At 70.4% G+C, this 21025-nt stretch carries 17 protein-coding genes and 1 pseudogene; 10 read left to right on the top strand and 8 right to left on the bottom strand.

What is annotated here, in order from left to right; all coding sequences use genetic code 11:
- Window positions 1-76 precede the first annotated feature (76 nt).
- The 3 genes from ACY34J_RS04910 to ACY34J_RS04900 form a co-directional block, all read right to left on the bottom strand.
- On the bottom strand, window positions 77-265 hold the full coding sequence (locus ACY34J_RS04910; protein WP_462725237.1) for a DUF397 domain-containing protein: 189 nt from the start codon (window positions 263-265) through the stop codon (window positions 77-79).
- On the bottom strand, window positions 252-1436 hold the full coding sequence (locus ACY34J_RS04905) for a helix-turn-helix domain-containing protein (RefSeq protein WP_462725236.1): 1185 nt from the start codon (window positions 1434-1436) through the stop codon (window positions 252-254). Before ACY34J_RS04905 ends, ACY34J_RS04910 begins: the two co-directional genes overlap by 14 nt.
- 201 nt (window positions 1437-1637) lie before the next feature.
- Complete coding sequence (locus ACY34J_RS04900) at window positions 1638-2246, bottom strand: ATP-binding protein (RefSeq protein ID WP_462725235.1); 609 nt, start codon at window positions 2244-2246, stop codon at window positions 1638-1640.
- A gap of 344 nt (window positions 2247-2590) precedes the next feature.
- Between ACY34J_RS04900 and ACY34J_RS04895 the strand changes: the two genes are divergently transcribed.
- Complete coding sequence (locus ACY34J_RS04895) at window positions 2591-2962, top strand: DUF779 domain-containing protein (RefSeq protein ID WP_462725234.1); 372 nt, start codon at window positions 2591-2593, stop codon at window positions 2960-2962.
- Between the two features lie 38 nt (window positions 2963-3000).
- On the opposite strand, the gene ACY34J_RS04890 is transcribed toward ACY34J_RS04895, so the two are convergent.
- From ACY34J_RS04890 to ACY34J_RS04870, 5 genes and pseudogenes are all read right to left on the bottom strand, one after another.
- Window positions 3001-3195 carry a hypothetical protein gene (locus tag ACY34J_RS04890; protein ID WP_462725233.1) on the bottom strand — a complete coding sequence of 65 codons (195 nt, stop codon included), beginning with the start codon at window positions 3193-3195 and terminating at the stop codon, window positions 3001-3003.
- Between the two features lie 111 nt (window positions 3196-3306).
- A pseudogene (locus ACY34J_RS04885) lies at window positions 3307-3489 on the bottom strand (hypothetical protein); the annotation flags it as partial.
- Between the two features lie 55 nt (window positions 3490-3544).
- Window positions 3545-4720 (bottom strand): acyl-CoA dehydrogenase family protein, encoded by a 1176-nt coding sequence (locus ACY34J_RS04880; protein ID WP_462725232.1) that lies wholly within the window; start codon window positions 4718-4720, stop codon window positions 3545-3547.
- Entirely contained in the window at window positions 4717-5904 is a 1188-nt protein-coding gene (locus ACY34J_RS04875) for an acyl-CoA dehydrogenase family protein (RefSeq protein WP_462725231.1), read from the bottom strand. The genes ACY34J_RS04880 and ACY34J_RS04875 overlap by 4 nt, the downstream gene beginning before the upstream one ends.
- Window positions 5904-6905 carry an NADPH:quinone oxidoreductase family protein gene (locus ACY34J_RS04870; protein WP_462725230.1) on the bottom strand — a complete coding sequence of 334 codons (1002 nt, stop codon included), beginning with the start codon at window positions 6903-6905 and terminating at the stop codon, window positions 5904-5906. Before ACY34J_RS04870 ends, ACY34J_RS04875 begins: the two co-directional genes overlap by 1 nt.
- A 310-nt stretch (window positions 6906-7215) precedes the next feature.
- Here ACY34J_RS04870 and ACY34J_RS04865 point away from each other — a divergent pair, with 310 nt between their 5' ends.
- From ACY34J_RS04865 to ACY34J_RS04825, 9 genes are all read left to right on the top strand, one after another.
- Window positions 7216-8592 carry a helix-turn-helix domain-containing protein gene (locus tag ACY34J_RS04865; protein ID WP_462725229.1) on the top strand — a complete coding sequence of 459 codons (1377 nt, stop codon included), beginning with the start codon at window positions 7216-7218 and terminating at the stop codon, window positions 8590-8592.
- Between the two features lie 233 nt (window positions 8593-8825).
- On the top strand, window positions 8826-10232 hold the full coding sequence (locus tag ACY34J_RS04860) for a family 2B encapsulin nanocompartment shell protein (protein WP_462725342.1): 1407 nt from the start codon (window positions 8826-8828) through the stop codon (window positions 10230-10232).
- A 78-nt stretch (window positions 10233-10310) separates the two neighbouring features.
- On the top strand, window positions 10311-11726 hold the full coding sequence (locus tag ACY34J_RS04855) for a family 2B encapsulin nanocompartment shell protein (RefSeq protein WP_462725228.1): 1416 nt from the start codon (window positions 10311-10313) through the stop codon (window positions 11724-11726).
- 243 nt (window positions 11727-11969) lie between these two features.
- Complete coding sequence (locus ACY34J_RS04850; RefSeq protein WP_462725227.1) at window positions 11970-15011, top strand: alpha-mannosidase; 3042 nt, start codon at window positions 11970-11972, stop codon at window positions 15009-15011.
- Window positions 15012-15220: 209 nt separating this feature from the next.
- The gene (locus ACY34J_RS04845; RefSeq protein WP_462725226.1) at window positions 15221-16360 is read left to right on the top strand and encodes an ABC transporter substrate-binding protein; all 1140 of its coding nucleotides are present in this window, start codon (window positions 15221-15223) and stop codon (window positions 16358-16360) included.
- 94 nt (window positions 16361-16454) lie between these two features.
- Entirely contained in the window at window positions 16455-17897 is a 1443-nt protein-coding gene (locus tag ACY34J_RS04840; protein WP_462725225.1) for an amidase, read from the top strand.
- A gap of 41 nt (window positions 17898-17938) precedes the next feature.
- Window positions 17939-19009, top strand: coding sequence for a sulfite oxidase (locus tag ACY34J_RS04835; protein WP_462725224.1), 1071 nt, complete (start codon window positions 17939-17941; stop codon window positions 19007-19009).
- Window positions 19010-19056: 47 nt separating this feature from the next.
- On the top strand, window positions 19057-19908 hold the full coding sequence (locus tag ACY34J_RS04830) for a sulfurtransferase (protein WP_462725223.1): 852 nt from the start codon (window positions 19057-19059) through the stop codon (window positions 19906-19908).
- A gap of 139 nt (window positions 19909-20047) precedes the next feature.
- Window positions 20048-20989 (top strand): LysR family transcriptional regulator, encoded by a 942-nt coding sequence (locus ACY34J_RS04825; RefSeq protein ID WP_462725222.1) that lies wholly within the window; start codon window positions 20048-20050, stop codon window positions 20987-20989.
- Window positions 20990-21025 lie beyond the last annotated feature (36 nt).

Genomic DNA, 21025 nt, shown 5'->3' with positions numbered 1-21025 from the left:
CCCACCGGCTTCCTCAGGGCTTCCACGCCGGGGCGGAACTCGTACGGGACGCACGAGCTCGACCCGATGAGAAAGCTCAGCAGTCGCCTTTGAGGGCTTTGACGAAGAGTTGCCACTGCTCGCGATCGAACCTGAGCGCCGGCCCGTCGGGATCCTTGCTGTCCCGCACATGGATAAAGCTCTCGGCCTCCGCGACCTCGACGCAATTGCCGCCGTTTCCCATGCTGTAGCTGCTCTTCCGCCACGGAAGTTCAGTCGGATTCACGATCTGTTTCCTCTTTCAAATCGCGTATGAAAACGCGAGAGTCGTCTCGGGAGAGTGCTTTGGACTGGATGAGGTTGAAGGCCAGCTTGTGCTGTTGGAGCTGACTGGCGTCGTTGGTCGTCTGGCCGCCGATGAACGTCTCCCCATAGAGGACGTCAGGGCCCTCCCGGAATCCCATGAGGCGGAATGGAGTCATGCCCCCGGGGTGTTCCCTGACATTGAAAGGGAGCACTTGGAGGTGCACTTTGGGCAGGTCAGCGGTCTGCAGCAAATGCCCCAGCTGCTCGCTCATGATGCCGTTCCCGCCGATGCGGCGGCGCAGTACTCCTTCATCCAGCGTGATCATGATCTGGGGTGGTTCACGTCTGGTGAGGAGGCGCTGCCGGTCGATCCGGGCGGCTACGAACTGCTCGATCTGCAGTTTCGAGGCCACCGGGTGGGCCGCGGTGAAGATGGCGCGCGCATAGGCCTCTGTCTGCAGCAGGCCGGGGACGGCCACGGTCTCAAACTCCTGGATGAAGTTGGCCTGTTGCTCGAGCTCTATGACCTGCCAGAACCAGTCCGGGTACGCGGACCGGATGAGCGACGGCCAGAGTTCCACCAATGCCCCGTCGGTGCCGAGAAGCCGGTCGACCTGTTGAGCGAAGACGCGCGGCGGCATCTGCTCGGCGTTCTCTATGCACTGGACCATCGCCTTGGTGCAATGCGCCCGCTCGGCGAGCTCCCCCTGGGTGAGACCGGCTATCAGCCGGTACCGCTGTACCTCGCCGCCGAAACGGGCGAGCAACGACGAGATGCTCTCGCCGGGGGACGCCGCCGGCGTCTCGCTGGGCTCCTCCGCGATGAGCGGCCGGCCGGCATGAGGCAGCCAGGCGACCGTTCCGTCCGGCCCGGGTGCGGCCCATGCGATGGGGGTACGGGGCGACGACGGCGTGAGGTCCTTCAGTCCCGCGGGTATTCGGCTGAGCAGCCCCCAGGCGTACACCCCCGGACCGACGGCGGCGGACAGGGCCGCCTCGATGCACGCGCGTGCGCTGTCCTCAGTCGTGCAGGTGCCGCATGGCCCCTGCTGGTGCCTGCTGTTGGAGACCTGGTGGATGTCCCACCGGTAGAGGCCCCCCTGCCGTGTCGCAGGCACGCTCTGGTCCCTGTCGTTCGTGACGCCGTTCACTTGTCCTCCCTCGGGATCGCCTACGGAGGCGGCGATTGCCCGTTCACCGTGCAGGTGGCAGGGAGAGCAGCGGTATACCGGCGGTAAGAGCGCTCATCGGCCGGGGCTCGATCGGGTCTGCTGTCCAGCACGTCCGTGACCGGCAACGGGGCACACCTCCCCGGCCCGCGCACAGGCATACCCCGGCCGGGCCGCCGAGGGTCACCGGGGTGGGGTCGCGTCGCCGCTGCCGTCGAGAGCGAGAGTGCACCACGTGGTCTTGCCACTGCAGGAGTCCCAACGCGAACCCCACGCCGATGCGATCGCCTGGACGAGGTACATCCCGCGGCCCTGCTCGTCCTCGGAATCGGCCTGCTGGACCGCGGGACGTACGGAGGACGCGTCGCTGACCTCCAGAAGCAGCCGGTCACCGACTTGCAGCAGGTTCACCGTGATTAAAGCGTCAGACCCGTACTTGACCGCGTTTCCGACCAGCTCGCTGGCGAGGAGCACACTGTCGTCGATGGCACAGGGCGGGCAGCCCCAGGCGGACAGGACCGCACGTACTGCCCGGCGCACCTTGCTCACCTCGGTCGGCGCCGGGGGCAGATGGAGGTGCAGATGCCGGTCGAAGGCCAGGTCGCAGTCGGCACAGTGAAGGTTCCGGACGCTCGCCATCCCGGCATCACCGTCGACGGTTCTGCGCAACTCCGCTTCGTGGCCGTCGCTGCCGGCGGACCTCACGGCCTCCCAGGGACCCAGAACCTCCCCGTCGATGCATGCGGAGGAGAGGCGCGCTGCGTGCGGGCGGGGGAAGTCAAGTGATGTCATGTCGGCTCCGTACGCCGGGGTCATTGGGGTGGGGGCGGCCGACGAGCGGGTCGCTTGCTGCGTTTCCAGACATCGATGGCCCTCCGCATGAGGCGCCGTGGACGTGTGTGTCGGGCACGATGCAGGATGCGAGGAGAGCGGTGGTATATCGGCAGTAATTGGCCGACTCGCGGCTGCAACACACTTGCAACGGGCGGTCTGCTTTCCTGGCCCGAGGACAGCCTCCCCAAAGGTCTCGGCCCTCGGTGCAGGTCAGAGGAGTGACGATGCGCGAACCAACAGCTGACGAAGAACTTGATGGTCGGCTACTCCCCGAAGAAACCCCGGTTCTTCCGGGCGGGACCATGACCGACAACGAGCCACCCGCGCGCGTGGAGCTCACGCCCGAAGCCGCCGCTCTGGTGCGTCGGCTCCGGACGTCCCACGGTCCGCTGATGTTCCACCAGTCCGGCGGCTGCTGCGACGGCAGCGCGCCCATGTGCTACCCCGATGGCGAGTTCCGCACCGGCGGCTCGGACGTACTGCTCGCGGAGCTGGCCGTCGACGGGGTGGCGGAGCCGGTCCCGTTCTGGATGTCGGCGAGCCAGTTCGAACGCTGGAGCCATACCCGGCTCATCGTCGACGTGGTGCCGGGGCGGGGCAGCGGCTTCTCGCTGGAAGCGCCGGAGGGCGTACGCTTCCTGATCCGCTCCCGGCTGCTGTCCGGCGAGAGTTGACCCGGCTGGGGGATGTCACGCAGACGCTGTGCCCCTGATCATGGCCGGACGCTGCTGACGACGTCGGCCGTCGCCCACAGCCCGCTCGAGAGGGTCGGCGCGATGCTCGTACTGGCGAGACAGAAGCCCAGCAGGACGCAGACCAGGGCATGCGAGAACTTCAGGGTTCCGCTGCGCATGAAGACAACGGTCAGCATCAGGAGCAAGAGGACCGCTGAGATAGAGATGGCCATGTGCGTACCTCCTTGGCCGCAGGGGCGGAGCGCAGTTCGGCCCAAAGTGTGGCGCATCGCGCACTCCGCACCCGCCGTCCGGGCGTCCTCCGAATGGGTGTTGACTCTTGGTTACGACTCCTGCCGGTCGTTCGTGGTGAGGAATTCCCCGAGTCCTGCGAGCTCATCGGTGTTGAGGTGATCGACATCGGCGGCGAGGGGTTCACGCCAGACGGCGTCGCGGGCCGCGCCCGGCGCGTCGGGTGTCGCCCAGAAGCGGGCGCGCTGGCGGTGCGCGTGCACGGTCTGGACGATGCGGTGGCCGGCGGGGCCGAGGCGCGACGCTCGCGCCTCGGCCCCGCCGGGCGTCTCACACCGTCGGCGCGGGCAGGTCGACCAGAGTGGCGAGCGCGGCCCGGTGCCGGCCCGGGGTGCCGAGGGCGATCTCATCGCTCTTGGCCCGCTTGAGGTAGAGATGGGCGGGGTGCTCCCAGGTCATTCCTATTCCGCCGTGCAACTGCACGCATTCCTCCGCCGCATGCACCGCGGCCCGCGCGCACGACGACTGCGCGACGGCGACCGCCACCGGGGCGTCCGGGCTCCCGGTCGCGAGGGTGTCGGCTGCGTAGCGAGCCGCCGCGCGGGCCGAGACAAGTTCGAGCCACAGCCGGGCCAGGCGGTGCTTGAGAGCCTGGAAGGATCCGACAGGGCGGTTGAACTGGCGGCGTTCCCCGGTGTAGCGGACCGTCTCGGTCAGACACCACTCGGCCAGGCCCAATTGCTCGGAGGCCAGCAGCCCGGCGCCCATCAGCAGCGCCCGGTCGAGCGCGGATTGGGGCCCCCCATACCGCAGGCCAGGGGACGTTTCCGGCCAGGCCAGGCGGCGGCCCCGCGCGCTGTCGAGCGATACACCGGCGATCGGACGGGTCAGGTCGAAGGGCACCAGCGGGGAGACTGCGACCCCCTCCGCCGCCGTCTCCACCGCGTACAGGCCGAGCCCGTCGGGCGCCTGGGCGGGGACCAGCAGCACATCGGCGGCCGCGGCATCCGCGACGCTGCCGATCCGCCCGTCGAGCACGCCATCGGCAGTCGCCCGTACGGAGGTTGCCGCCCCCGCACCGGGCGCGGTCGACAGCGGCAGCGCGAGGGTGCCGACGGTGCGGCCCGAGGCGAGCGCGCCCAGCAGCGTGGCGACCTCGCCGTCCTCGGTGTCGCAGCCGAGCAGCGCTTCGACAGCGAGCACCGCGCTGGTGAGATACGGCGCCGGGGCGACGCTGCGCCCGAGCTCCTCCAGAACGACCGCCGCCTCGCGTGCCGTAGCGCCCTGACCGCCGAGCTTCTCGGGAACCAGCAGCCCGGCGGTGCCCATGTCGGCGCCGAGGGCCTGCCACAGGGCGGGGTCGTACGGCTGGTCCGTCTCGATCCGTGCGAGCACGGAAGCCGCGTCGCAGCGGTCGGCGAGCAGGGAGCGCACGGCTGCGCGCAGGTCCTCCTCGGCCTCCGAGTAGAGCAGATCCGGTCCGGACGCCAGCGCTTCTCCGCTCATCGGGCCAGCTCCTTCCAGGGGATGTCCTTGTCGGTGCGCGGCTCCGGCGGAAGCCCGAGGACGCGTTCGGCGACGATGTTGAGCAGGACCTCGGAGGTGCCGCCCTCGATGGAGTTGCCCTTGGAGCGCAGATAGCGGTAACCGGCGTCGCGCCCGATGAAGTCGACGATGTCGGGCCGGGTCATCGTCCAGTACTCGTACTCCAGGCCCTGTTCGCCGAGGAGTTCGACCTCCAGGCCGCTGATCTCCTGGTTGAGACGGGCGAAGGCGAGCTTCATCGCCGAGCCCTCGTGGCCGGGCTGGCCGACAGCGAGCTGCTGCCGCAGCCGCTCTCCGGCCAGGCGTGACGCCTCGGCCTCTGCCCACAGCTGCACCAGCCGCTGGTGCAGGTCGTGAGTGCGCAGCTCGGGGCGCTCGCGCCAGGTGTCGGCGACGCGCCCGATCATGCCGCCTTCGCGGGGCAGGCGGCCGCCGCCGATGGCGACCCGCTCGTTCATCAAGGTGGTCTGGGCGACCCGCCAGCCGTCGCCGACCTCGCCCAGCCGGTGGCTGTCGGGGATGCGGACGCCGGTGAGGAAGACCTCGTTGAACTCGGCCTCGCCGGTGATCTGGCGCAGCGGGCGCACCTCGACCCCGGGGTCGGTCATGTCGCAGACGAAGTAGGTGATGCCTCGGTGCTTGGGCACTTCGGGGTCGGTGCGGGCGATCAGGATCGCCCAGCGGGCGCTGTGGGCGTTGGACGTCCACACCTTCTGGCCGTCGACGACCCAGCTGTCGCCGTCCCGTACGGCGCGGGTGGCGAGCGCGGCGAGGTCGGAGCCGGCTCCCGGCTCGCTGAACAGCTGGCACCACACCTCCTCGCCCAGCCACAGCGGCCGCAGGAAGCGCCGCCGCTGCTCCTTGGTGCCGTACCTGAGGACGGTGGGCGCGGCCATGCCCAGGCCGATGCCGATCTTGCGGGGGTTGTTGTCCGGCGCGCCCGCGGCCTCGAGTTCGGCGTCGACCACGCTCTGAAGAGCGCGGGGCGCGTCGAGCCCGCCGAGCCCGACCGGGTAGTGCACCCAGGCCAGTCCGGCATCGAAGCGGGCCTCCAGGAACGCGGCGCGCTCGGTGGTGGCGGGGTCGTGGTCGGCGAGCAGGGCGCGGACGCGGCGGCGCAGCTCGTCGGCGTCGACGGCGGTCATCAGCTCTCCTTCGCGGGGGCGTCGGGCACGACGACGATGCGGCCGGTGGTGATGCCGTCGGCCACGCGCTGCACGGCGTCGGCCGCCGCGTCGAACGGCACCCGCTCACTGACCAGGGGCTTGATCGCACCCTGGGCGGCGAGCTTGGTCAGCTCCTCGTGGCAGGTGCGGATGGCGGCCGGGTCATGGGTGTTGTACAGGCCCCAGTGGAGGCCGACGATCGAGTAGTTCTTCACCAGCGCGTGGTTGAGGCCGGGGGTGGGGATGGAGCCGCCGGCGAAGCCGACGACGAGGATCCGGCCCTCGAAGGCGATGCACTTGACGGACTTGGCGTACGCGTCGCCACCGACCGGGTCGTAGACCACGTCGGCGCCCCGGCCGCCGGTCGCGTCCTTCACCGCGGCCACGATGTCGTCGCTGCGCCGGTCGACGACCAGGTCGCACCCGAGCTCCCGGGCGACCGCCGCCTTGTCCGGGCCACCGACCACGCCGATGACCGTGGCGCCCGCTGCCTTGCCGAGCTGGACGGCCGCGCTGCCGACGCCGCCCGCGGCGGCGTGCACCAGCAGGGTCTCCCCCGGCTGGAGGCCCGCGCGGCGGTGCAGCCCGAACCAGCCCGTCTGGTAGCCGATGTGCAGCGCGGCCGCCTCGGCGTCGTCGAGCGCCTCCGGCGCGGGGAGTACGGACTCGGCGTCGGCGAGGACGACCTCCGCGAAGCCTCCCGCCGGCAGCTGGGGCTGGGCGAGCACCCGCGCGCCGACCTCGCCGCGCGCCCCCTCCCCGACGGCCACCACCTCGGCGCACACCTCCACGCCCGGGGTGAAGGGCAGCGGGGGCCGGATCTGGTAGTGGCCGCGGCACAGCAGCGCGTCGGGGAAGTTGACGTTCGTGGCGCGCACCCGCAGCAGTAGCTGCCCCGGCCCGGCCTGGGGCTCGGGAACCTCGTCGAGGCGCATGGCCTCGCGGGGCTCACCGTTCTCGTGCACTCGCCATGCCTTCATCCGAGGGCCTCCAGGAACCGTCGACAGGGCGCGGCGGGATCCGCGCGCCCTGACATACTAAGCGGTCGGTTGGCCCATCGGAAGGGCACACGGCCGGTCAGCGGGGACTCCCGGCGTAAGCCCGGTCGGCTGTCCTGCAGACCGCCGCCCGCCGGGGACGGTCAGTGGGCGCTCCCCGTGTCGCATGCGCCCCGTTGCGCAGCGCGTGCGCCGCACATGCTTCGCCGGTTCATTGCCTCCCATGGAAATCAACTCGCCCACTAACTAGCCTTAACGCACCGATCAAGCCGAACGGGGAGAGGTGTGGTCGATGGCGAGCAGCAGGGCCGCCGAGCGCGCCGTGGACCCCGGCATCGGCCGGCGTGTCCAGCGGCTCCGCACTCAGCGTGGGCTGACACAGCGCCAGTTGGCGGAGCCCGAGTACACCGCCGCCTACATCTCGACCCTCGAGTCCGGGAAGGTACGGCCGTCCGAAGCGGCACTGCGCCACCTCGCCGGGCGGCTCGGCGTCAGCGAGGACGAACTGGCCACCGGCCGCCCCTCTCATCTCGCCACCGAGCTTCGGTCGCGGCTCACCGACGCCCGTCAGCGCCTCGGCGCCGGGGACGCGGAGGAGGCCGCGGCACATCTGCGGGAGCTGCTCGCCACCGCCGAGGAGCACGCCTTCACCGACGAGCAGGCCGATGTGCTGCTCGCCCTCGGCGACTGTTTGCTCGACCTGGGCGATCTGACCGAGGCCCGCGAGTGCTTCGAGACGGCGGAGCGGCTGCTCGCCGGGCAGCCGCTGCCGCGCCGGGTCCCGGCGGTACGCGGCCGAGCCGTCGCCCACCTGCTCGCCGGCGAACTGCGCTACTCCTGCTACCTGCTGGAGTCGGCCATGAACGAGCTGAACAGCAGCGGACTGCACGACCCTGACGCCCTGGTGCTGCTGCACAGCGCCGCCATCGCGCCGTACATGGACATGGGCGCCTACGCCCGGGCCGCGCAGAGCGCCGAACTCGCCCTGGCCCTTGCCCCGGAGGTCAGCGACCCCGCGCTGGTGGCCCGGCTCCACCGCGGCGTGGCCCGCGCCATGATCGCCGAAGGCCGGGCGGCGGAGGCCAACGCCTCACTCGCCAAGGCCCAGGAGCTGTACCGGCAGCTGTACATCCGTACCGAGCTGGCTCACTGCCACTGGATGCGCGGATATGTACACGCGCAGGGCGGGGATCTGGCAACCGCCGAGAGCGAGTTGCGCACGGCACGGCAGATGCTGGCTTGCAAACGGGCCTGGCTGTTCACCGCTCAGGTGGAGGTCGAGCTGGCGGACGTGCTGCGGCGGCGTGGCCGTCGGGAGGAAGCGGCGGAGCTTCTGGCACGGACGCTGGGCGCCCTTGGCGACGGGAACGGGCTGGGCCCGGAGCGCGGAGCCGTCCATGCGGCGGGGGCGCACCGGCTGCTCGGTCTGATCGCCGAGGAGGACGGGGCCCGCGAGGACGCGGAGCGGCACTACTGCCAGGCGCTGTCGCTGCTGGAGAACTCGGGGGCGGCCGGGGACCTGGCTGACATCTGCCGTCTGCTGGGCGATCTGCTGCGCCGTGAGGGACGGATCGAGGCGGCGCTGGACGCCTACCGTACGGGGCTGGGCCATCGGGCCGCGCCGGGCACGACCACGCTCGGCCCTGGTCCGGCACAGCCGATGCTCTGACCACCGGCGCACGGCGGGGAATTAACCACCGAAAATGCGCGGTTGCGCGGCCGCGCGCGGTTTGGCCACGCAACCGCGCATAATGGCCCCGCATTTCACAAGTAATCGCAGTTCAACCCCACTCTTTTGAGCGATTCCAGTGGTCGGGCGCCCGCTGATAGCGTCGCCAGGCGGGTGATCGGGTTATTCGCACCCCACAGCTTTCTCCATACAGAGATTGGGTGGCGTCCATTATGACCACGGTGGATCCGACTTCTGCCACACAGGACGGTCAGCCACAGCTGAGCCTGGCCACGGCGGCCGCGCGCAATTTGGCGACGACGGCCAAGTCCGTACCGCAGATGCAGGGCATCACCTCCCGGTGGCTGCTGCGCCTGCTGCCCTGGGTGCACGTCGGCGGTGGTACGTACCGGGTGAACCGCCGGCTGACGTACACCGTGGGGGACGGCCGTATCGACTTCGCCGTCACCGGGGCCGATGTCCGCGTCATCCCACCGGAGTTGTGCGAGCTGCCGCTGCTGCGCGGCTTCGAGGACGGCGCCGTCCTCGAGGAGCTCGCGGGCCGCTTCGAGCAACGCAGGTACGCGGCCGGGGAGGTGATCGCCGAGGCCGGCCGGCCCGCCGACCACCTCTATCTGATCGCGCACGGCAAGGCGAGCAAGCTGGCGCCCGGCAAGTACGAGAACGACTCCGCGGTGGGTGTCCTGGTGGGTGGCGACCACTTCGGGTCCGAGGCCCTTGCGGCGCCGGGCGCCGAGTGGTCCCACACCCTGAAGGCCGTCACGGCCTGCACGGTGCTGGCGCTGCGCCGGCAGGACTTCGAGGAGGTGGCGGAGCGTTCGGAGTCGCTGCGCAGCCGGGTGGAGCGTGCGAACGCCGTCCCGCGGCAGCGCGTGGACGAAGGCGGGGAGGCGGCCATCGACCTGGCGGCGGGGCACTCCGGGGAGCCGGACCTGCCCGGCACCTTCGTCGACTACGAAATCAGCCCCCGCGAGTACGAACTCAGCGTCGCCCAGACCGTCCTGCGCGTCCACAGCCGCGTCGCCGACCTCTACAACGAACCGATGAACCAGGTCGAGCAGCAGCTGCGCCTGACCATCGAGGCCCTGCGCGAACGCCAGGAACACGAAATGGTCAACAACCGCGAATTCGGACTCCTCCACAACGCCGACCTCAGACAGCGCATCGCCACCCGCAACGGCCCGCCCACCCCCGACGACCTCGACGGACTGCTGAGCACGGTCTGGAAGGACCCGGGGCTGATCCTCGCCCACCCGAAGGCGATCGCGGCGATCGGCCGGGAGTGCAACCGGCGCGGCGTCTACCCGGACCGCGTCGATGTACAGGGGCACTCCATCCCCGCCTGGCGTGGCGTGCCCATTTTCCCCTGCGGCAAGATCCCGGTCAGCGACTCCGGGACCAGCTCCATCCTCGTGATGCGCACCGGAGAGGAGAACCAGGGCGTTATCGGACTGCACCGCACCGGAATTCCCGACGAATACCAGCCCAGCTTGTCCGTACGTTTCACGGGCATCAACGAGAAGGCCATCATCTCGTATCTGGTGAGCGCCTATTTCTCCGTGGCAGTTCTCGTGCCCGACGCACTCGGAATTCTCGAGGACGTCGAAATCGGCAACTGAGAGGCCTCAGACAGCAGCCCCACGGGGCTTGGGAACGTCCGTCGCACAGATCGCACAAGGAATGGGTGAAGCGCTCCGATGACCACGTCAGTGGAAACGACCGTCGCCGAGAACGGACAGCAGCCGCAGCAGAGTCTGGCGACCGCGGCGGCACGGAATCTGGCGACCACCACCAAATCCGTCCCGCAGATGCAGGGGATCTCCTCACGGTGGCTGCTGCGCATGCTGCCGTGGGTGCAGGTCACCGCCGGTACGTACCGGGTGAACCGCCGGCTGACCCACACCCTCGGCGACGGGCGGGTCGAGTTCGTCACCACTGGTGCGGATGTGCGGGTCATCCCCGCGGAACTGCGTGAGCTGCCGCCGTTGCGTGCCTTCGACGACGAGCAGGTGCTGGGCGCGCTCGCGGACCGGTTTGTGCAACGTGAGGTCGCCGCCGGCGAGCTCATTGTGGAATCCGGCCGCCCGGCCGATGAGGTCATCCTTATCGCGCATGGCAAGGGCAACAAGGTGGGCACCGGTAAGTACGGCGATCCCACAGTCCTCGGAGTGCTCGCGGACGGCGACTACGTCGGAGAGAACCTGCTCATCGACGAGGACGGGAACTGGGAGTTCAGCGTACGGGCGGCCACCTCCTGCATCGTCCTCGCGCTGCCCAAGCAGGCCTTCGAGCAAGTCGCGGGCCGCTCGGAGGCTCTGCGGGCACATCTGGAGGCATTCCGGTCCGCGCCCCAGGCACCGCAGAACAAGCACGGCGAGGCGGCCATCGATCTGGCCTCCGGCCACTCCGGGGAGCCGGACCTGCCCGGCACCTTCGTCGACTACGAACTCAGCCCCCGCGAGTACGAACTCAGCGTCGCCCAGACCGTCCTGCGCGTCCACAGCCGCGTCGCCGACCTCTACAACGAACCGATGAACCAGGTCGAGCAGCAACTGCGCCTGACCATCGAGGCCCTGCGCGAACGCCAGGAACACGAAATGGTCAACAACCGCGAATTCGGACTCCTCCACAACGCCGACCTCAAGCAGCGCATCCACACCCGCAACGGCCCGCCCACCCCCGACGACCTCGACGAACTGATCTCGCGGCGCCGCAAGACCCAGTTCCTCCTGGCCCACCCGAGCACGATCGCGGCCTTCGGCCGGGAGTGCAACCGGCGCGGTCTCTACCCGCAGACCGTGGAGGTGCACGGCCAGACCGTACGAGCCTGGCGCGGCATCCCGTTCCTGCCCTGCAACAAGATTCCGATCAGCGACACCCGGACCAGCTCCATCCTGGCGATGCGGACGGGTGAGGCGGACCACGGCGTCGTCGGGCTGCACCAGACGGGAATCCCCGACGAGATCCAGCCCAGTCTCAATGTCCGGTTCATGGGCATCAACGAGAAAGCGATCATCTCCTACCTGGTGAGCGCCTACTTCTCCGCGGCCGTCCTGGTCCCCGATGCACTCGGCATCCTCGAGGACGTCGAGATCGGCCACTACGACGACTAGTGCCGCGAAGCACACGGCGGGCGGGGCCTTCCCCGCCCGCCGTGGCATGCCGGGCGGCGGGCGCCACGGTTCCTCGGCGGCACCTGGGGCGATGCCTGTGACATCCCCATCCCGCGCCGTACGGCCGGGGAGGCGGCGACGCGGATCGACGTGCGCGGCGTGGACGAGTTGTTTCCTCCTCCGACCCGGCCGCCGTACGTTCCGCTGGTAGGCCAGCCCCTTTCGAGCAGAGGAAGCCCAGGCATGCACAACGACCACGCTGTGACCGAGGCCCGACTCAGGCGGGTCCTAGGCGAACGCATCCGCCCCGCCCTCTACCCGCGGTCGGTCCCGCTGGAGGTGGGTGTGTGGCACGCGCCCGGCGAGCCCGTGCCGGTCGCCGAGGGGCTGGCCGCCGAACGCTCCCCGATCGCGGTGGGGCAGCAGTGGGGCGCCCCATGGGGTACCAGCTGGTTCACCGTGTCCGGGACCGTGCCGCGCGAGTGGGCGGGGCGAACGGTCGAGGCCGTCCTCGACCTGGGGTTCGACGAGGACATGCCGGGCTTCCAGTGCGAGGGCCTGGTCTACCGGCCGGACGGCTCGCCGGTGAAGGGCCTCCACCCGCGCAACCAGTGGGTGCGGATCGGGGCCCCGGTGTCCGGCGGAGAAGAGGTGCTGCTGCACATCGAGGCCGCCTCCAACCCCGTCATCCTCGGCTACCACCCCTTCCTGCCGACCGAGCTCGGCGACAAGGAGACGGCGGGCAGCGAGCCGCAGTACCGGCTGGGCCGGATGGACCTCGCCGTCTTCGACGAGACGGTGTGGGAACTGATCCACGACCTTGAGGTGCTGGGCGAGATGACGGCGGAGCTGCCCATGGAGGCACCGCGCCGCTGGGAGCTCCTGCGCGCCGTCGAGCACTGCCTCGACGCGATCGATCTGCAGGACATCGGCGGCACGGCGGCCGTGGCCCGCGAGCGGCTGGCCGGGGTGCTGGCCGCGCCCGCGCACGCCTCCGCTCACCGGATCAGCGCGGTCGGGCACGCGCATATCGACTCGGCGTGGCTGTGGCCGTTGCGCGAGACCGTCCGCAAGGTCGCCCGGACGACCGCGAACATGACGGCGCTGCTGGAGGACGCGCCGGAGTTTGTCTACGCGATGTCGCAGGCACAGCAGTTCGCATGGATCAAGGAACACCGGCCCGAGGTGTACACGAAGGTCAAGAAGGCGGTCGCCGAGGGCCGGTTTGTTCCGGTGGGCGGCATGTGGGTGGAGTCGGACACCAACATGCCCGGGTCGGAGGCGCTGGCCCGCCAGTTCGTGCACGGCAAGCGCTTCTTCCTGGAGGAGTTCGGGATCGAGACACAGGAGGTGTGGCTGCCGGATTCCTTCGGCTACTCCGCCGCCCTGCCGCAGCTGGTGAGGCAGGCGGGCGCGAAGTGGTTCCTGACCCAGAAGATTTCCTGGAGCCAGACCAACAAGTTCCCGCACCACACCTTCTGGTGGGAGGGCCTGGACGGCACCCGCGTGTTCACCCACTTCCCGCCGATCGACACCTACAACGCGCAGCTGTCGGGCAGAGAACTCGCGCACGCGGTACGCAACTTCCAGGAGAAGGGCGCGGCGACCCGCTCGCTCGCCCCCACGGGATGGGGCGACGGAGGCGGCGGCACAACGCGCGAGATGCTGGCGCGGGCGAAGCGGCTCGCCGATCTGGAGGGCTCGGCGAGGGTCTCGTTCGAGAAGCCTTCGGCGTTCTTCGAGAAGGCACACGCGGAGTACGGCCACGCCCCGGTGTGGGTGGGCGAGCTGTATCTGGAACTGCACCGGGCCACGCTGACCAGCCAGGCGCGCACCAAACAGGGCAACCGGCGCAGCGAACACCTGCTGCACGAGGCCGAGTTGTGGTCGGCGACCGCGGCCGTACATGCGGGGTCCCGGTATCCGTACGAGGAGCTGGACCGGCTGTGGAAGACGGTGCTGCTGCACCAGTTCCACGACATTCTGCCCGGCTCGTCGATCGCCTGGGTGCACCGGGAGGCGGAGCGTACGTACACGGCCGTCGCCGAGGAGCTGGAGCGCATCATCGGCGATGCACAGGCCGCGCTGGCGGGCGACGCGTCGGCAGGCACGTCCGTGGTCTTCAACGCGGCTCCGCACGCGCGCGCGGGCATCGCGGCAGGCGGCGCGCGGATCGCCCCGCGGGAGACCCCCGCCGTACATACTGTGCCCCGTACCGGCGGCGGGTTCATCCTGGACAACCGGCTGCTGCGGGTTGAGATCGACGGGCGCGGGCTGGTGGTGTCGGCGTACGACATCGCGGCAGGCCGGGAGACTGTGGCGCCGGGCCGGGCGGCCAATCTGCTGCAGCTGCACCAGGACTTCCCGAACATGTGGGACGCCTGGGACGTCGACCGCTTCTACCGCAACACGGTCACCGACCTGACCGACGTCGACTCCCTGGAGCTGCTGAACGGCGGATCGGTACGGGTGGTGTGGTCGTTCGGTTCCTCCCGCGTGGAGCAGGTGCTGACCCTCGCGGCCGGTGAGCGGCGACTGGACATCGCCACGGAGGTGGACTGGCACGAGACGGAGAAGTTCCTCAAGGCCGCCTTCCCGCTGGACCTCCGTACCGACCGCATCGCTGCCGAGACCCAGTTCGGGTATCTGTACCGGCCCACCCACACCAACACCAGCTGGGACGCGGCGAAGTTCGAGGCGTGCCAGCACCGCTTCGTGCAGCTGGAGGAGCCGGGCTGGGGGGTGGCGCTGGTCAACGATTCGACGTACGGCTACGACGTGACGCGAGCGGCAGGGGATGACGCTCGGCAGGAGGCCGGGGGCTCACCGGGCACCACCACGACCGTACGGCTGTCGCTGCTGCGTGCCCCGCGCTTCCCCGATCCGCGCACCGACCAGGGCGTGCACCGCTTCCGGTATGCGCTGGCGCCTGGCGCGTCCATCGGGGACGCGGTACGTGAGGGGTACCGCATCAACCTCCCGGAGCGGCGGGTCCCGGGCGACGCCGCGGTCGCTCCGCTGGTGTCGGTGGACGACGACGCCGTCGTGGTGACGGCGGTGAAGCTCGCCGACGACGGCAGCGGCGATGTGGTGGTACGGCTGCACGAGGCGTACGGCGGCCGGGCCCGGGCGCGGCTCACCGCGGGCTTCCCGCTGTCCTCGGCGTCGGTCTGCGATCTGCTGGAGCGGCCGGCCGGGCCGGCCGAAATCGACGACGGCCATCTTCCGCTGTCGCTGCGCCCGTTCGAGATCGTCACGTTGCGGCTGGTCCGCCTGGACCTGTGAGCGCAACCACGTGAAGAGCGGGCCGGGAGCGGCCGGCTGGGGCCCTGCTCCGGCCGGCCGCCAGGCCCGCATCGGCAGACGATAGTTTCAGCTGCAAGTAATTGAACACTAATCGCGGCGAAGGCGTGACCATCTGTTGACCAGTTGACACGCGTAGCCCCGCTAATAACAAAACTTCACAATAGCTTTCAGCCGTTTCTGGAGCCACAGTGACCAGCCCATGTACCAGAGCAGCCGCCGTCTTCGGCTGTATCGTCCTCACGGCCCTGAGCCTGACCGCCTGCGGGGCCACGCCCACACCGACAGCCGAGGAACTGTCCGCGGCGACCTCCGCTGAGGATGTGGGCGGCATGGACGCACTCGTCGCGGCGGCCAAGAAGGAGGGCAGGCTCAACGCGGTGGCGTTCCCTCGCGACTGGGCCAGCTACGGCGCCCTGTTCGACGGCTTCGAGAAGAAGTACGGGATCAAGGTCAAGGTCACGAACCCAAGCGGCACCAGCCAGGACGAGATCAACGCCGTGAAAAGGCTGAAGGGCAAGGACAGCGCCCCTGATGTGCTCGACGTCGGCACCACATTCGCCCAGGCCGCGGCCAGAGACAAGCTGCTCGCCCCGTACCGGGTCGCCGCGTACGACAAGATCCCGACGGCCCACAAGGACTGGGGGGCCCGCTGGTACAACAACTACGGCGGCTACATGTCGATCGGCTGCGATGCCAACCGCGTCGATACCTGCCCCGAGACGTTCACCGCTCTGCTGAACCCGGAGTACAAGGGCAAGGTCGCGCTGAACGGCGACCCCAGCACGTCGGGGTCCGCCTTCGCGGGTGTCTCCGCGGCGGCTCTGGCGAACAAGGGGTCGTTCGACGATGTGCGGCCGGGACTGGAGTACTTCGCCAATCTCAAGAAGACAGGCAACTTCAATCCGCTCCAGTCCACCCCGGCCACGGTCGAGAAGGGCCAGACGCCGATCAGCATCGACTGGGACTACCTCAACTCCAGCTACGCCGACGAGTTCCGCAGGAAGGGCGTGAACTGGCAGGTCGCCGTCCCCAGCGACGGCGTCTTCGCCCAGTACTACTCGGACGCCGTCAACAAGGACGCCCCGCATCCCGCGGCCGCGCGCCTGTGGCAGGAGTACGTCTTCAGCCCCGAGGGCCAGAACATCCGCCTCGACGGCTATGCCCGCCCGGTGCTGATGGACGCCATGAAGAAGGACGGCACCCTCGACGAGGTGGCCGCCGCGTGGCTGCCGACGGTCGAGGGCACTCCGGCATTCCCGACGGCGACGCAGATCACGAAGGCGAAGGCCGTCATCGCCCGGGGGTGGAAGAAGGCCGTCTCCGGCTGACGGTCCGCTGCGGCGGCGCGGGCGAGGGCCAAGTCTCAGGAAACGTTGTACCGTTCGGTCGAACACATAAGTGTGGGAGACGAGGTGCGGCACGGTGTCCCGTTCACTGTCCTCAGGCTCCTTGGGCCTGGCCCGGCAAGCCCGCGCCCTCGCCGACGGCGAGGTGTCCTCGCGCGAGCTGGTCGAGCAGTGCCTGGCCCGCATCGAGGCGGCGCAGCCGCTGAACGCCTTCCGTCATGTGCGGGCCGACGCGGCGCTGGCCGAGGCCGAGGCCGCCGACCGGCTACTGGCCACTGGACAGCGGGCGCCTCTGCTGGGGGTGCCGGTGGCCGTCAAGGACGACATGGACGTAGCCGGCCTGCCCACGGCCTTCGGCTGCCCCGGTGACTTCCCGGTGAAGACCGCCGACAGCGAGGCCGTACGCCGCCTCAGAGCGGCCGGTGCGGTCGTCGTCGGCAAGACCAACACCTGCGAGCTGGGCCAGTGGCCGTTCACCGAGGGGCCCGCCTTCGGCGATACCCGCAACCCCTGGAACCCGGGCCACACACCCGGCGGGTCCTCCGGCGGTTCCGCGGCCGCGGTGGCCGCGGGGCTGGTGCCGGCCGCGCTCGGCTCGGACGGTGCGGGCTCGGTCCGCATCCCGGCAGCCTGGACCCACCTGGTCGGCATCAAGCCGCAGCGCGGCCGGATCTCGACGTGGCCGGAGGCCGAGGCCTTCAACGGCATCACGGGCATCGGCCCGCTCGCCCGTACGGTCGCCGACGCGGCTCTGCTGCTGGACGCGGTGAGCGGCAGCCATCCGAGCGATCTCCATCAGCCGCCGCCGGTGTCCGTACTGCCCGCGGCAAGCCGCGAGCCGCGCAGGCTGCGGATCGCCCTCTCCCTCGGCACCGCTTTCACCGGCACGCTGAAGCGGCTTGACCCGGCCGTACGGTCCGCGGTCGTCGGCGTCGCCGAGCGACTGGCCGCGCTGGGACACGAGGTCGTGGCGGAGGAGCCGCGGTACGGGCTGGTCGGGCTGGCATTCGTCCCCCGCGCCACCGCCGGAGTCCGGGACTGGTCCGAACGCGTCCCCGACCGTGCCCTGCTGGACCGGCGCACCCGGAGCGGCGCGCGTCTGGGACAGCTCCTCGGCGGCCGCCCGCTGCGTCTGGCGCGCCACGCCGAGCCCCGGCTGCAGCGCCGGATAGGCAAGATCTTCGACCGCTTCGACGTCGTGCTCACCCCGACCACCGCGACCCCGCCACCGCGCATCGGTGCCCTGGCCGGGCTGCCGGGCGGAAGGCTGGAATGGGCGATGATCGCCGCGTGCCCGTACGCATGGCCCTGGAACGTCCTCGGCTGGCCGGGCATCAGCGTCCCTGCCGGGTTCGCCCCAGGTGGCCTGCCGCTGGGAGCGCAACTGCTCGGCCCGGCCAACAGTGAGCGGCTGCTGGTCTCGCTCGCCGCACAGTTGGAGGCCGACCTGCGGTGGTACGAGCGGTGGCCGGACCTCGGCGCGGCCGGCGGGATGCACCGGCCCGTCGGCCGGACGTAGGGTTGAACCATCCGCGGTCGCATGACCGAAAGGTGTCCGGCATGTCTGGACCGACACGCTCGAGGGTGCCCGCCGGCGCCTCCTGGACGCCTGAGACCGTGACGGCCGAGCCGTACAACGCTCAGACGCCGCTTGCCGCGCTCGCCGAACCGGTCACGCCCGCGGACGCTCTCTTCGTACGCGACCACTTCGGGGTCCCCAGGCTCGATCCCGCCGTCTGGCGGCTGCGGCTCCACGGCGCCGTCGACAGGCCCTGTGACCTCGGCTATGACGAGCTGTTGGCCATGCCGCAGCGGGAGTTCGACGCCGTACTCGAGTGCGCCGGCAACGGACGAACGCTGATGACGCCTCGCCCACGGGGGCTGCGGTGGGGTACGCGGGCTGTGGGGTGCGCCCATTTCGCGGGCGTGCCGTTCCGGGACGTCGCGGCCCGGGCCGGGCCGTGCCCACAGGTTCGGGAGTTGGTCTTCACCGGCGCGGACTCGGGCTGGGAGCACGGCCGTCAGGTTCCCTTCGAGCGCAGCCTCCCGCTCGCCGTGGCGCTCCATCCGGACACGCTGCTCGCCACGCACATGAACGGTGAACCGCTGGCTGCGCAGCACGGCGCACCGGTCCGTCTGGTGGTCCCGGGCCGGTACGGGGTCGACGATGTGAAGTGGCTGGTGGGGGCGCGGGCCGTCACCGAGCCGTTCACCGGCGTCTTCCAGACGCGGGAGTATGTCTACCTCGATTCACGGGGCACACCCGACGGGCCCGTCACCTCGATGCGGGTGAAGTCGCTGATCACCGAACCAGAGCCGGGCACGGTCGTCCGCCGCGGCCGGCGCGTCGAGATACGCGGCCGGGCCTGGTCTGGCGGCGGGGTACCCGTGCGGCAGGTCGAGGTACGGGCCGACGACGGCGACTGGCGGTCGGCTGCGCTGGAGCCGCCGGCGAGTCCGTACGCCTGGTCGGGCTGGTCGTTCTCGTGGCTGCCCCGGCGGTCCGGCGACCACCGGCTTCAGGCCCGCGCGACCGACGCCCACGGCCACAGCCAACCGCCGCGAGCGCCGTGGAACACCCAGGGGTACGGCTGCAACCCGGTCGCCGCGGTCCGGGTCGTGGTCGACTGAGAGCTGACACACCGTCAATACACCGGTCATGAGGAAGAGGAGACGGTATGGGCACCAACGGCTACGCACACCCGGAGACCCTGGTGAGCACACAGTGGCTGGCCGCCCATCTGGACGACGGAACGGTGCGGGTCATCGACGTGGACGAGGACACCAGCGCCTACGCAGCCGGCCACATCCCCGGCTCCGTCGGCTGGAACTGGACCACGGACCTGCACACCCCGGTGGGCCGGGACTTCGTGGACCAGGAGGCCCTCGGCAAGCTGCTGGCGGCGGCCGGGGTGGAGGACGATACGACCGTCGTGCTGTACGGCGGCAACGACAACTGGTTCGCGGCGCACGCCTACTGGCTGTTGAAGCTGCGCGGCTACGACGGAATGAAGCTGCTCGACGGCGGCCGTAAGAAGTGGGAGCTCGAGGGCCGCGAGATGACCCAGGAGGTCATGGACTACCAGCACACTCCCTTCCGGATCACGGGTCCGGAGCGCCCGGAGTTCCGCGCGCTGCGCGACGAGGTTCTGGGAAAGGTCGGAACCGGCGTCGGCATGGTGGATGTGCGCTCGCCCGAGGAGTACCGGGGTGAGCGGCTCGCACCTCCCCATCTGCCGCAGGAGCAGTCGCAGGTGCCCGGACACATTCCCGGGGCGGCCAACATCCCGTGGAGCCAGGCGGCCAACGAGGACGGCACGTTCAAGTCGCCGGAGGAGCTGCGGGCGCTCTACATCGGCAAGGACATCATTCCCGAGCGGGAGGTGGTCACCTACTGCCGCATCGGGGAGCGCTCGTCACACACCTGGTTCGCGCTCACCGAGCTGCTCGGCTACCCCAGGGTCAGGAACTACGACGGCTCCTGGACCGAGTACGGCTCGCTGGTGGGTGCTCCGGTCGAGGTGGGCTGACGCGGGCCGTTCGACCGCGCCACCGAGCGGCGGGCCATGCGGGCGGCGCGAAGGCCGGCCCGACCCACTCGACAGGTCAGCTACATGGTCCAGCTGTTCTCCATAGACGACATCTATCAGCAGCCCGTAGGCTGGGAGCGTGCAGTTCCAGCAGCTCGTCTATTTCGTTGCCGTGGCGGAAACCAGGCACTTCACCCGCGCGGCCGAACGCGTGCATGTCGCGCAACCGTCGCTGTCGCAGCAGATCAAGGCGCTGGAGCGGGAGCTGGGCGCGGAGCTGTTCAGCCGGGCCCGCGGCAACATCGCACTGACGGACGCCGGTGAGGCGCTGCTCCCCCTCGCCCGGCGCATCCTCGCGGACGCCGAGACTGCCCGCTACGAGGTGCAGGAACTGGTCCAGCTGCGGCGCGGCCGGGTACGGCTGGGTGCGACGCCGAGCGTGTGCACAGGCCTGCTGCCGGACGTACTGCGCGCCTTCCACGACCGCCACCCGGGCATCGAGCTGATGCTGGAGGAGAGCGGCTCTCACGACCTGGTGCGGTATCTGGCCCGCGGCGGCCTCGACCTGGCCCTGGTCGTACTGCCGCTGCCCAGCCCCTCCCCCGCCCTGACCACGACCGAGCTGCTGCGCGAGGACCTGGTCGTGGTGTCCTCGACGGCGGCCGAGCCGCCCGGGGGCGGCGCTCCGGTACGGCCGGAGGACCTGCGCGACCAGCCGATGGTGATGTTCCGGCGCGGCTTCGACCTGCGGGATCTGACCGTCGCCGCCTGCCGCGCGGCCGGCTTCGAGCCGACCTTCAGCGTGGAGGGCGGGGAGATGGACGCTGTCCTGGGCTTCGTACGGGCCGGGCTCGGAGTGGCCGTACTGCCGAGCATGGTGGCCGAGCGTGCGGGACCGGGCCTGCGCAGCACCCCCTTCGCACCGCCGGCGCTCCGGCGGACCATCGCGCTCGCCCACCGTACGGATGTGGCACCCCCCCGCGCGGCCCGGGAACTGCGTGCCGTTCTGCTCGCCCATCTGCGGGAGGCGGAGGCGGAAGGTAAGCTGCCGCACGGTACGGAATTGACCGCTCCGGGGTAATTCCGGCCAGGGTGCCGCAGGCTCCGAATGGTCCGA

This window comes from Streptomyces sp. HSS9-12, assembly GCF_054963655.1.
Note: the sequence above shows the minus strand (reverse complement) of the source record. Positions and strands in the feature narration are given on the sequence as shown.

Coding starts and splice junctions, on each gene's coding strand:
- ACY34J_RS04860 (WP_462725342.1), top strand. CDS start 8,826: ATGACCACGGTGGATCCGACTTCTGCCACACAGGACGGTCAGCCACAG.
- ACY34J_RS04880 (WP_462725232.1), bottom strand. CDS start 4,720: ATGAGCGGAGAAGCGCTGGCGTCCGGACCGGATCTGCTCTACTCGGAG.
- ACY34J_RS04850 (WP_462725227.1), top strand. CDS start 11,970: ATGCACAACGACCACGCTGTGACCGAGGCCCGACTCAGGCGGGTCCTA.
- ACY34J_RS04900 (WP_462725235.1), bottom strand. CDS start 2,246: ATGACATCACTTGACTTCCCCCGCCCGCACGCAGCGCGCCTCTCCTCC.
- ACY34J_RS04870 (WP_462725230.1), bottom strand. CDS start 6,905: ATGAAGGCATGGCGAGTGCACGAGAACGGTGAGCCCCGCGAGGCCATG.
- ACY34J_RS04830 (WP_462725223.1), top strand. CDS start 19,057: ATGGGCACCAACGGCTACGCACACCCGGAGACCCTGGTGAGCACACAG.
- ACY34J_RS04890 (WP_462725233.1), bottom strand. CDS start 3,195: ATGGCCATCTCTATCTCAGCGGTCCTCTTGCTCCTGATGCTGACCGTT.
- ACY34J_RS04895 (WP_462725234.1), top strand. CDS start 2,591: ATGACCGACAACGAGCCACCCGCGCGCGTGGAGCTCACGCCCGAAGCC.
- ACY34J_RS04875 (WP_462725231.1), bottom strand. CDS start 5,904: ATGACCGCCGTCGACGCCGACGAGCTGCGCCGCCGCGTCCGCGCCCTG.
- ACY34J_RS04865 (WP_462725229.1), top strand. CDS start 7,216: ATGGCGAGCAGCAGGGCCGCCGAGCGCGCCGTGGACCCCGGCATCGGC.
- ACY34J_RS04835 (WP_462725224.1), top strand. CDS start 17,939: ATGTCTGGACCGACACGCTCGAGGGTGCCCGCCGGCGCCTCCTGGACG.
- ACY34J_RS04855 (WP_462725228.1), top strand. CDS start 10,311: ATGACCACGTCAGTGGAAACGACCGTCGCCGAGAACGGACAGCAGCCG.